This is a genomic window from Pseudomonas sp. NPDC078416 (genome assembly GCF_050268485.1).
GTDB lineage: Bacteria > Pseudomonadota > Gammaproteobacteria > Pseudomonadales > Pseudomonadaceae > Aquipseudomonas.
Genome location: NZ_JBNNGV010000003.1, coordinates 63977 through 76224, shown reverse-complemented (window position 1 = coordinate 76224; position 12248 = coordinate 63977). Strand labels below are relative to the sequence as shown.

Below are 12248 nucleotides of genomic sequence, written 5' to 3'. Positions count from 1 at the left end.
TGACGCCTGTGGCCGCGCAGCTTTCAGGCAAAAATGGGTGATGGCCGCTGGATCCTCGGGGAAGATCAGCGGCTGCGTGCTGCATAAACCGAAGCGCCCGCCTGGGGCGACAGTTTGCGGTAGACCAGACCCGACACGGCGCACAGCAACCCCGCCAGGCCCATCACCAGCGCCACGTCGCCTTCAGCAACCGTCGCGTGCCCGCGAACCGACATGATCAGGCCGAGCAAGGCTGCGGCGATGCCCACTGACAGGCTCATGGTCAGTTGAATGGTCATGGCCGACAGGCTGCTGGCGGCGCTCGATTGGTCGGGCGGCACGTCGGCATAGGTCAGTGCGCCGAGGGTACTGAATTGCAACGAGCGAATGATGCCGCTGGTGAACAGCACCGCAACGACGATCCAGTACGGGGTGGAAATGCTGAACATGCCGCAGGCGGCCAGCGTCAGTCCCGTCAATACGGCGTTGCCGATCAGGGTTCGCCGGAAGCCCAAGCGGCTGACGATACGCACCGCCAGCAGTTTCATCAGGAATGCCCCCGCGCCACCGACAAAGCTCAATAATCCGGCCTCCAGCGGGTTGAGTCCGAAGCACAGCTGAAACAGCAGCACCAGCAGAAAAGGCTGGGACGCGCTGCCGATGCGCATCAGATTGCCGCCCCAGAAGGTCACGCCGAATGTGGGGATTCGCAGCAGGGAAAGGTCAATCAACGGGTGGGCCGCGCGCCGGGCATGCCAGACGTACAAACAGGCGGCAACGACGCCAAAGCCGATCAATAGCAGCGCCCCGTTGCGTGGCAGCAAGCCATGGCCCAAGGCCTCGAAACCGAACACCAGCCCACCCAGTCCCGCCGCGCTGAGCAGCAGACCCGGGACGTCCAGTACCTCTCCCGGCCTGCCGGGGTAATCCGGGATATAGCGCAGGACGAGCGCCACACCGAGAATGCCGATGGGCAGGTTGATCAGAAAAATCCAGTGCCACGACAGGAACGTGACCAGCACGCCACCCAGCGGCGGCCCCAGGATGGGCCCGATCAATGCCGGGATCGTCAGGTACGACATGGCGCGCAGTAGATTTTCCCGGGCCGACCAGCGCAGCAGGATCACCTGCCCCACCGGCACCATCATCGCCCCTGCCGCGCCTTGTCCCATGCGCGCCATCGACAGCTGAAACAGCGAGCTCGAACAGGCGCAGCCGACCGACGCCAGCGTGAACAGCACGATGGCGCTGATGAACACCCGCCTGGGTCCGAAACGATCGGCCGCCCAGCCGCTCACGGGTACGAACAGCGCCACCGCCAGCAGATACAGCGACACCACCAGGTTCATGCGCACACTGGGCTCACCGAAATCCCGCGCCATCTGTGGCAATGCCGTGAGCACCGCAGTCGCGTCGATCAGCTCCATGAACAGCGCGCAGCCGATGATCATGGGGATGCGGCGCAGGTTGGACGGGGTCGGGCATTCCCTGACGCGTCGGATCAGACCCGCAGAGTCGCGGTTGACGGAGCTGATGCCTTGATCAATGCCCATGGCCTGCCCGAGGTCTCGTCTGGATAAACATGTGCACTCACGCTGCTTTCGCGGCCCCCTTCAAAACAACCCGGACTTCGGCGGTGGCGTGCCCTTGAGTTGCCAGGCGCCGACCGCTGCAGCTTTCCAGTGCCGAGGATTGTGGTTGGCAACCGTGCGCGCATTGCGCCAGTGCCGATCCAGGTTATGGGCGCGACCGGTCGTCGAGGCGCCGCCGACATCAAAGATCAATTCTGCGGCTTTCAGCGCGGATTCCGCTGCGATGTATTGCGCCTGCGCCACATCGACAGCGGCCTGATCCACTGCGTCGGCATCAAGATCGGCAGCCCATGCCCGATCAATGGATTCGGCAGCCCGCAGCACCACCGCTTCGGCGGTAAACGCCCGGGCAGAAATATCGCCCACACTGAGTTCGACATACGGGTCGTCAACCGAGCGGCTGGCTGTGCTGTGCTTGATCGGGCGAGCGTGCTGATTGGCGAACGTCACGGCATCGTTCAAGGCGTTGCGCGCGATGCCTGCCTGCACCGAAGCCAGGAACACCTGCAGGAACGGCGTCACAATCGTGCGCGTCCCCTCCTCGACCGTGCGCGTGCGGATTTCTTCGGGCCTGACCAGCACGTCGTGCAGGTGCGTGGTACCGCTCGCCGTCAGGCGCTGGCCCATGGCGTCGAAATCATCCAGCAACTCAAGCCCCTTGCGATCACGGGGCAAAATGAACGAGACCGGCTGGTCGTCTTCGTCCAGTGCCACCGCACTGACCCAGTCGGCGTACAACGAACCGGTGCTGTAGTACTTGCTGCCGGTGGCCCGGTAGTTCTCGCCATCACGCACGATGCGCGCGCTGATCGATCCGTTGGCGCCGCCGACTTCCCAACCCGCATTGCCCACGACGGCGCCTTGCAGATAGCGCTCGAACCAGCGTTCACGCTCGCCTTCCGCGCCCTCGGCACGAGAGGCCAGCAGCCCCTCGATGAAGCCAAAACCGGGCCGCAGCGCCTGGGCCACGTTGGAGTCCGCCGAGGCGATGCGAATCAACAGCGCGATCACGTCCTTGACCGAGCCACCCGCTCCGCCGTATCGGGTCGGAATCCGGGTGGTGAACAGCCCGGCCCTGGCGATCTGCGCCACGGCGTCATAAGGCAATTGCCGGTCGCGCTCGCGTTGTGCGGCGCCGGCCGCGATCTGCGGCAGCAACGCGTCGGCGCGACGATTGAGTTCTTCCACCGAAGTGACAGGCGTTTTGGGTACAGCAGACAACGTGCTCATGGCAGTTCCTTGTTCAGCATCGAACTTAAATGGCGATTTTCCACAGCCGGGATTCATCAAACAGCAGCACCGCGCTTTCCGGTTCCAGTGGCGGCACCACCAGCTCGCTGCCCGCGCCTGGCAGACGCGGTACCGCGCCCAGCAAGCGACGGGTGTATTCGTGTTGCGGTTGCTCAAAGAGGGTCTCGACCTCAGCGCTTTCCACTACCTTGCCGTGACGCATCACCAGCACCTCGTCGCTGACGTGGCGAATCACCCCCAGATCATGGGAAATGAACAGGTACGCCAGCCCCAGCGAGGCTTGTAGATCGGCCAGCAAGTCGAGGACCTGGGCCTGGACCGACACGTCCAGCGCCGACACCGGTTCGTCGCAGATGATGACTTTCGGGTTGCTGGCAATTGCCCGGGCGATGGCCACCCGTTGGCGTTGTCCACCCGACAGCTGCAACGGCCGACGGCTCGCCAGATCAGCCGGCAGGCGGACCTGCTGCAACAGCTGGGCAATACGCGGGCGCTGCTGCTCGAACGCAATGCCGGCAACGTCCAGGGCGTCGGCGAGAATCTGTCCGACACTCCAGCGCGGATCAAAGGAGCTCAACGGGTCCTGATAAATCACACTGATGTCGCGACGGTGCAGGAGCCGCGTCTTCTCCGCCACCCGTGCGTGGCCGGCGCCGGTCCAGGGGACGTCGAGGAACTGCACGTCACCGGCGTCGGGCTCCAGCAGGCCGAGTGCGATCCGCGCCACAGTCGTCTTGCCCGAACCGGATTCACCGACAATGCCCAGCGTGCGGCCGGCGCGCAGCTCGAAGCTGACACCATCGACCACCTGACGCGACTGCTGGTCCGGACCGACATAACGCTTGCCCAGCCCAGACGCCGTGAGCAGCACCGGCGAATCGGCACCGGGACGTGGTTGCGCAACCAGGGTGCTGCGCTCGGGGGAAAGCCGTGTACCGCGAGCGTGCTCGGCGGGTACGGCGTCGAGCAGCGAACGGGTGTAGGCGTGTCGAGGATGGCGCAGGACCTGTTCCATCGGCCCCTGCTCGACCACTTCGCCCTGATGCAGCACCAGCACCTCGTCGGCCAGTTGCGCAACGACCGCCAGGTCATGGCTGATGATCAGCAGCGAATCGCCGCGGGCCTTGATCTGCTGCAACACCTCAAGAATCTGCGCCTGCACGGTGGCGTCCAGTGCGGTGGTCGGCTCATCGGCGATCACCAGACCGGGATCAAGCGCCAGTGCGCTGGCGATCAACGCGCGCTGACGCAAGCCGCCGGAGAGCTGATCAGGCCGCTGGCGGGCACGTAATGCCGGTTCCGGCACACCCACGGTCTGCAACAGCTCGATCACCCGTTCGTTGCGACTGCGCCGGTCACCCCAGCGGTGGGTTTCCAGCACCTCAAGAATTTCCTTGCCCACAGGGCGCAACGGGTCCAGCGAAACCAGCGCGTCCTGCAACACGAATCCGATGTCCTTGCCGCGCAGGTCGCGCCAGCCGCGCTCCGACAGACTCAACAAGTCCTGTCCCGCGTAACTCAACCTGCGCGCCGTCACCCGGGCGCCTTCACCGGCCAGGCCGATCAAGCTGCGGGCCGTGACGCTTTTGCCGGAACCGGATTCGCCCACCAGCGCCAGGGTCTTGCCCGGCTCCAGGGTGAATGACAGGTTACGCACCACCGACTGCCCGGCGAACTCGACGGACAGCCCTTCAACGATCAAGCGTTTCTGGTCGCTCATGAAAGACGCCCCTCCAGACGTTGTTGCAGGTAACGGCCCGCGACCGTGGTGGACAGTGTGGTGAGGACGATGAACAGCCCGGGGAAGAACGTCAGCCACCAGGCGTTGGCGATGAAGTCACGTCCCATGGACAACATGGTTCCCCACTCGGGCGCCGGCGGACGTGCGCCGAGACCGAGAAAGCTCAGGGCCGACGCCCAGACGATGGCCTGGCCGACGCCCATGGTCAGTGTCACGATCAGCGGGCGCATGGCATTGGGCAGCAGCTGACGAGTGATGATGCGCAATGGCGGATGTCCCAGCGCCCTGGCTGACTCGATGTAGCCGGCGTTGCGCACCGCCAGCACTTGGCCGCGCACCATCCGCGCATAGCCCGGCGCGCCCCCAAGACCCGTGGCGACGATCAAGGGCCCGATGCCGCTGCCGAAAATCGCGACGAACAGCAGCGCCAGAATCAGACTGGGAAACGCGAACAGCACTTCCAGCAACCAGCCGACGCCTCGATCCATACGCGCACCGCCCAGGCCACCGAGCAGGCCGAGGACGATGGCAATGCTCATGGCAATGGCGGTTGCCGCCAGGCCGATGAACAGCGATTGCCGCGTGCCGTAAATCACCCGGGAAAAGATGTCGCGCCCCGACTGGTCGGTGCCGAACCAGTGGCTCCAGCTGGGCGGATGAAACGCGTCGCGGGGCACGATGGCCAGCGGGTCGCTGTGGGCGAACAGCTGCGGGACCAATGCCGCGACGATCACCAGCAGCAGAAAAGTGACCGCCAGCAGCGGCCCGGGACGCAGTGTGCTGCGCGTACGCTGAACCCTGCGCGCAGCCAACGGGGCTTCCAGTGTCAGTTCACTCATACCGAATTCCCTTGTTGACGAGGGTCGACCCACAGGTACAGCAGGTCGACGAGCATGTTGGCCAGTACGTAACCGGCGGCGACCACCAGGCTGATGCCGATGGTCAGCGGCAAGTCCTGGGCCTGCACGGCCTGGAACAGCTGGCGACCCAGGCCCTTGCGGGAAAAGATCACCTCGATCACCACCGCCCCGCTGATCAGCGCGCCGATGGCCCAGCCCGACAACGAAATCCCCGGCAGCACGGCGTGACGCAACGCGTGCTTGAAGCGCACATTGAAATCGCTGAGGCCTCGGGTTCTGGCGGTCAGTACGAAGGGTTGCTCAAGGGTCAGGTCAAGGGATTCGCGGGTGACCTGGGCGATGAATCCCGCCAGCGGAATGGCCAGGGCAAACGACGGCAACACCAGCGTTCGCCAGCCATCGCTGCCCGCAGGCGGGAACAGCCGCAGGCCGAAGGCGAACACCGCCAGCAGCAGGATGCCGAGCCAGAAGTGCGGCAACGCGGCAGACAGGGTTTCCGCCAGCGACGCCAGGCTGCCGACCCAGCGTCGACGGCCGGCCGTCAGCACAGTCAGCGCCAATACCAGAATCCAGGCCAGCGCCAGAGACGTGAAGGTCAGTTCAAGGGTCGGCCAGGATTGCTCGGCGAGCACCCGCGTCACCGGCAGATGCTGGGAATAGGAAACCCCCAGGTCGCCCTGTACAAGACGCCCCAGATACAAGGCGTATTGCACCGGCAGTGGCTTGTCCAGACCGTACTCTCGGGTGGCTTCGGCGATGGTTTCAGGCGTGGGGTTGCCACTGGGTCCGCCGAGGATCGCCTGCACCGGATCGCCCGGCATCAGCCGCAAGGCAAAGAAGGTCAGCGTGGCGACGGCCCATAGCACCAGAATGCCGCCGCCCAGACGCCACAGTGCGCGCCTCCCCTGTTGCTGCAAACGCTCGCGCCGTGGATGGGCCAGTTCGCGGGCAACTGTCGGATTCGTCATTTGTTCACCCATGCGTCATAGAGGTACGTCACGGCCAACGAAGGCTCCAGGCGCACGCCCTGAGTGGTTTTGTAGATCCCCAGCCGCGTGCTCTGCGGGTACGTGGTCAGTTGCAGGTACTGGCTCGACGCGATCTGCTGCGCCTTGTAGTACAGGGCACGGCGCTGCTCGGCATCCTGAGTGGCCAGTGCCTGCTGAATCAGGCTGTCGAACGCCGGATCACTGAAGCCTGCGGTGTTCTGGTGATAGCCGCCGACGCCTGCCGGACGAATGAACTCACTGCCAAAGATGATCCGCAGCACGTCGGCGGTGTTGGTGTTCCAGTAGCCCAGGCGAATGTCATAGTCCCAGTCCGCCTGGCGTTTGGTCGCCAGCACATCGCTCATCTGGTCGACGATCAAGTCGAACCCGGCCTGCCGGGTCGTCGCCTGCACCTGTTCCCACAGGGTGTATTCGGAAGGCGGCGTGCGGTTGCCCATGACCACGTGAACCTGCAGGCGCTTGCCGTTTTTGGTGCGATAGCCCTCACTGTCGCGCTGGGTCCAGCCCGCTTGATCAAGCAATTGCGCGGCCTTGGCCGGGTCGTAATCCTGGGCGTGTTGGAAGTCCGGGCTGTAGAAGCGTGTGGCCGGGCTCAGCGGCCCGCCTGCTCTTGGGAACTCATTGAAGTAAACGCTCTTCAATGCGCCGTCGATGTCGGCGCTGCGAACGAAAGCTTCGCGCACCTTTAGGTCGTCGAAGGGCGCTCGCGTAATGTTCAGCGTGCCGTTGGTGGGGTTGCCCGGGCGTTGGGCGATGATCAGCTTCAGATCAGGGTTGCGTCGCGCGGCCTCATGGGATTCGGGCGGCAGCGCCTCGATCACGTCCACCTCGCCTGCCTGCAGCGAGGCAAAACGCACGGACGGCTCCTGAATGAATTTCCAGACAATACGGTCGAGCCACGCGGGCCCCTGATGCCTGGCGGTGGGCGGCGCCGAGTTGTAATCGGGATTGCGCACCAGCTCGACCTGACTCTGCCGATCCCAACGCACGACCGTGAACGGGCCAGTGCCCACCGGGCTTTCACAGTTCACATCGCGAGGCCGCTGCAACGCAGTGGGTGATTCGATGCCGAGAAAACCCTGGGCCAGCACTTCGAGAAACGCAGCATACGGGCTGGCCAGATGGACCACCGCTGTGTCGTCGTCGATCACGTCCGTGCTGCGGTACTGGCGAATGTAGCCGCCTGCGGTGCTGGACTGGGTTTTCGGATTGGCCATGTGATCGAGGTTGGCCTTGACCGCCGCCGCGTTGAACGGCGTGCCATCGGTAAAATGCACGTCGTTGCGCAGATGGAAGGTGTACGTCAGGCCGTCGTCGGACACCTCCCAGCGTTTGGCCAGCCAGGGACCGATGCGCCCGTCAGCGTCCATCGACACCAGCGAATCGAGATACTGTTGCGCGACGAACACTTGGGGCATGTCACCACCGACATGGGGGTCCAGGCAGGTCGGCTCGCGGTCAGTGGCGTACACCAGCGTACCGCCACTGACGGGCTGATCGCTGTGGGCAACCGTCGATGTGCTCTGGCCGCAGCCAACCAGTACGCCACACAGTGCAGCGAGACCGACTATAGAGCTGTGGGTGAGCAACGATCGCGATCGTGTGCCGGGAAGTCGCAAATACGGGGCGGGTTCTCGCATGGGTCCTGATGCCTTTAGTCCGGGAACAGGGCTATTGCACAAGGCATGCCGGGTTTTCCGGCGAATAAACACGGGTTCAAACGGGGAGTCGCAGGTGTTGGAAACGACAATCTGTGCAGTCACTGTTGGCGAGCCAACAGTCATCCTGGAAACCTCAGCGGTCTGGCCGGCTGACTCAGGGCTGCCGGGTCGCGATAGCGAGCACCGAAGTGGTCGTTCGGCAAGCGCGCCTGGCCCTCGCCAAAGAGACGTTCGCGCAGGGTCTCGCCGTCGTTGTAGCGTTCGCGGAAGCGGCCGCGGCGGCGCAGTTCCGGGATCACCAGTTCTATGAAATCCCGGGCGGTTTCGAACGACAGGTACTGCCGCAGGTTGATGCCGTCGATGCCATCGACATCCAGCCATTTCTCGATTTCATCGGCGACCACGCTCGGCGTCCCCGCGACGAAGAAGCGCTCGCGGTTGAAGCCTTCGAGCTGGGCCAGCACCGAACCGACAGTGGACTGCGGTTTGAAACGCGCCAGACTCTGCCAGCCTTTGATCTGTCGTTCGATCAGATCACTGATCAGCACATCCCGAGGGTACGCGGTCAGGTCGACGGCTGACTGCGCGTGAGCCAGGGACGCCTCGACGCTCATCAGCTTGCGGTAGCTGTCGAGCTTGTTGCTGACCTCATCATCGGTCCGGCCCACGATGACCCCGGCCATGACGATGAATTTCAGCCCCGCCGGATCACGCTCGTGAGCAATCGCCTTCTGCCGCATGGCCCGGATATTGGCCTGCACCGCTGCCGTATCCATGCCGCCGGTAAACACCACCTCCGCATGGCGCCCCGCAAACTCGATGCCGGCGGGCGAGCCGGTGGCCTGAAACAGCACCGGCGTGCGCTGGCGCGAAGGCTGGCACAGGTGCGGCCCGGCCACCTTGAAGTGCTCGCCGACGTGATCGATGTAGCGCACTTTTTCCGGATCGGTGTAGACCCGCCGCTCGCGGTCCTGAATCACCGCATCATCGTCCCACGAGCCTTCCCACAGCTTGTACAGCACGTCCAGGTACTCGTCGGCGATCTCATAGCGGTGATCGTGAACCACCTCCGTGTCATGACCGAAATTGCGCGCGGCGTTGGGCAGATACGAAGTCACGATGTTCCAGCCCACTCGCCCCTTGGTCAGGTGGTCAAGGGTGCTCATGCGCCGGGCAAACGCGAACGGCGGCTCGTAGGTAGTCGAAAACGTAGCGCCAAAACCGAGGTTTTTCGTCACGGCCGTCATCGCCGGAATCACCAGCAGCGGGTCATTGCTGGGAATCTGCATGCCTTCGCGCAATGACGTTTCCGGGCCATCGCGAAACGTGTCGTAGGTGCCAATCACATCGGCCAGAAATACTCCGTCGAAGGTGCCGTATTCGAGCAACTGGGCAAGCTCGGTCCAGTAATCCAGGTCGTTGAAGCGATGACGATTGTTCTCCGGGTGTACCCACAGGCCATGGACGATGTGGCTGACACAATTCATCTCGAACAGGTTGACATGCAACTGCTTGGGCACCGCGGGCACTCCTCTATAAATACATTTTTTGAACACTCAGGCCACGGCCTCAGATGGCAATTTGCAGATAGACCTCGGCGCGCTCGCGCTGCTCTTCCAGCGTAGGAATCGCATTGATCAGCGCGCGGGTGTAGGCATGGGCCGGGCGATCGAACACTGCACGCACGGGGCCAGACTCCACGACCTCGCCATCCTTCATCACCAGGACTCGCTCGCTGACATGATTGATCACGCCCAGATCGTGGGAGATGAACAGGCAGGCGAGCCCCAGACGCCGCTTCAGATCGTCGAGCAGCTCAAGGATCTGCGCTTGCACGGAGACGTCCAGCGCCGACACCGGCTCATCACAAATGAGGATTTCAGGGGCCGATGCCAGGGCTCTGGCAATCGCAATCCGCTGACGCTGGCCACCGGACAGCTCGATGGGACGACGTGTGAGCGCGCTGGCGTCAAGTCGCACCAGCTCCAGCAGTTGCAGCGCCCTGCTCCGCCATTCACCTCGGGGCAAACCCTCCACCGAGAGCGCCTCGAACAACACCCGCTGCACCGTGTAACGCGGATCGAACGAGTTCAGCGGGTCCTGAAACACCACCTGAACCGCTCGGCGTGCCTGACGTTTTTGCCCGGCATCCAGTGTCGACCATTGCTGCCCGGCCACCCACACGTCGCCCGCATCGGCGCTGTCCAGGCCAAGAATCAGTCGGGTCAAGGTGGTCTTGCCCGAACCGGACTCGCCCACGACGCCCAGTGTTTCGCCGCGGCGCAATTGCAACGACACCTGGTTGAGCACGGTACGACGGCGACCGTCCGGGCCGACGAAGGATTTGCTCAGGGAGCGAGCTTCCAGCAGGACCTCGCCCTGAGCGTGGGGCTCGGGTTCGACGGCCGCCAGCGGCCGGCGCTCGGGTTTGAGATGCACCGCACGAGCCGCCCGCAGCAGCAACTGAGTGTAAGGATGCTGCGGGTCCTGCAGCACTTGCTCGGTGGTGCCTTGCTCGACGATCACGCCATGGCGCATCACGGCAACCCGATCGGCCAGGCGCGACACCACCGACAGGTCGTGGCTGACCATCAACAGCGCGTTGTCCTCCCCTCGCAGGCTTTCCAGCAGCGTGATCACCTGGGCCTGAACCGTGGCGTCGAGCGCCGTGGTGGGTTCGTCGGCGATGATCAGGCGCGGGTTGCAGGCAATGGCCGACGCAATCAGTGCCCGCTGCCGCAGTCCGCCGGACAGTTGCCACGGGTACTGGCTGGCGCGCAGTTCGGGCTCGGGAATGCCGACGTCGCGCAGCAGCTCAAGCACGCGAACGCGCCGGGCTTCAGCCGCCAGACCGGTGTGCAACTGCAGCGGCTCTTCGACCTCGGCACCGACCCGACGCAACGGGTCCAGCGCGCCGAGGGCATCCTGCATGACAAAACCGATACTGGCGCCACGCAAGCGCTGCCAGGAGCGCTCGTCCAGACGCCGCAGATCGATGCCCTGAAACGCCAGCCTGGCCGCCTGAACCTGCGCGCCCTTGCCTGTCAGCCCGGCCAGGGTTCGTGCCGTCACGCTTTTACCGGACCCGGATTCACCCACCAGTGCCAGGCATTCGCCACGATGGATGTTCAGACTGACCCCGTGCAGCACCGGCTCGGCGGTGCCAAAGCGTACGGTCAGGTCGCGGATATCAACCAATGGCCCCAGTGACGGGATGTTCGCATTCATAGGGGTTTTCCTTCGCTGCGCCGTAGCAGTTCACGGCCGATGGCACTGATGGAAACAACGGTCAAGGTGATGCTCAGGGCGGGCCAGGCCACCAGCCATGGCGCGTTGGCCAGGAAGCTGCGACCGATGGCCATCATGCCGCCCCACTCCGGCGCCGGAGGTGGCGCGCCGAAACCCAGAAAGCTCAATGCGGCGCCTGCCGTGATGGTGCCACCAATGCCGATGGTGGCCAGAATCAACACCGGTTTGAACGCGTTGGGCAGGATGTGCCGGAGCACCACCGCCAGATACGACTGCCCCAGCGTGATGGCCGCTTCGACGTAGCCGGCGTTGCGCACGTTCAGCGTCTGCGCCCTCACCAGGCGCGCGTATCGGGGCACACCGGCGATGCCCACGGCGAGAATCAGGTTGGCCGCGCCCTGTCCGAAGAAGGTGATGATGACCAGCGCCAGTAACAGGTCAGGGAAGGCCAGCAGCACGTCGACGCCACGCATGATGCCGGCATCCAGCCAGCGAGGGCCGAGGCCTGAAACCAGCCCCAGTAGCGTGCCCCAGGCCAGACCCAGCGCCGTGGCGGCCAGCCCCATGAACAGCGACGAGCGCACGCCGTAGATCAATCGGCTCAACACGTCACGACCGTTTTCATCGGTGCCGAGCCAGTGCAGCGCGTTGGGCTGCTGGAAAGCCAGACGTGCCGAGGCGTCCAGCGGATCGTAAGGTGCGATGAGGTGCGGCAGGGCCGCCGCCAGCAGCAACAGCGCAACAAAAAATCCCGCCGCCCACAGCCCCGGACGCAACCGCGTGAGACCGGCAAGGCCCAATGGACGCGACCCGCCGACGCCCGTCGCAGGGCCGACAATGACCGTTTCAATTGCCTGAGACATTCACAGCCTCCTTGCGGCTGACCCTCTGATTGATAACCGGGT

9 protein-coding genes are annotated in these 12248 nt (G+C 64.3%); all 9 read right to left on the bottom strand.

The genetic code is table 11. The annotated features are described in order from the left end of the window. Positions 1-65 precede the first annotated feature (65 nt). The gene (locus ACQKEN_RS05880; protein ID WP_427684582.1) at positions 66-1430 is read right to left on the bottom strand and encodes an MFS transporter; all 1365 of its coding nucleotides are present in this window, start codon (positions 1428-1430) and stop codon (positions 66-68) included. A gap of 162 nt (positions 1431-1592) precedes the next feature. Beyond that, the gene (locus ACQKEN_RS05875) at positions 1593-2801 is read right to left on the bottom strand and encodes an acyl-CoA dehydrogenase family protein (RefSeq protein ID WP_427684350.1); all 1209 of its coding nucleotides are present in this window, start codon (positions 2799-2801) and stop codon (positions 1593-1595) included. Between the two features lie 25 nt (positions 2802-2826). After that, entirely contained in the window at positions 2827-4542 is a 1716-nt protein-coding gene (locus tag ACQKEN_RS05870; RefSeq protein ID WP_427684348.1) for a dipeptide ABC transporter ATP-binding protein, read from the bottom strand. Then, positions 4539-5402, bottom strand: a complete 864-nt coding sequence (locus tag ACQKEN_RS05865) for an ABC transporter permease (protein WP_122625014.1) — start codon at positions 5400-5402, stop codon at positions 4539-4541. The genes ACQKEN_RS05870 and ACQKEN_RS05865 overlap by 4 nt, the downstream gene beginning before the upstream one ends. Next, positions 5399-6391 carry an ABC transporter permease gene (locus tag ACQKEN_RS05860; RefSeq protein WP_122537262.1) on the bottom strand — a complete coding sequence of 331 codons (993 nt, stop codon included), beginning with the start codon at positions 6389-6391 and terminating at the stop codon, positions 5399-5401. The genes ACQKEN_RS05865 and ACQKEN_RS05860 overlap by 4 nt, the downstream gene beginning before the upstream one ends. Beyond that, a complete protein-coding gene (locus ACQKEN_RS05855; RefSeq protein WP_427684346.1) occupies positions 6388-8073 on the bottom strand; it encodes an ABC transporter substrate-binding protein in 1686 nt (561 codons plus the stop codon). Before ACQKEN_RS05855 ends, ACQKEN_RS05860 begins: the two co-directional genes overlap by 4 nt. A 140-nt stretch (positions 8074-8213) precedes the next feature. Next, the gene (locus ACQKEN_RS05850; RefSeq protein WP_427684344.1) at positions 8214-9614 is read right to left on the bottom strand and encodes an LLM class flavin-dependent oxidoreductase; all 1401 of its coding nucleotides are present in this window, start codon (positions 9612-9614) and stop codon (positions 8214-8216) included. A gap of 49 nt (positions 9615-9663) precedes the next feature. Then, positions 9664-11322 carry a dipeptide ABC transporter ATP-binding protein gene (locus tag ACQKEN_RS05845; RefSeq protein WP_427684342.1) on the bottom strand — a complete coding sequence of 553 codons (1659 nt, stop codon included), beginning with the start codon at positions 11320-11322 and terminating at the stop codon, positions 9664-9666. Then, a complete protein-coding gene (locus ACQKEN_RS05840) occupies positions 11319-12206 on the bottom strand; it encodes an ABC transporter permease (protein ID WP_122537062.1) in 888 nt (295 codons plus the stop codon). The genes ACQKEN_RS05845 and ACQKEN_RS05840 overlap by 4 nt, the downstream gene beginning before the upstream one ends. Between the last annotated feature and the right edge of the window lie 42 nt (positions 12207-12248).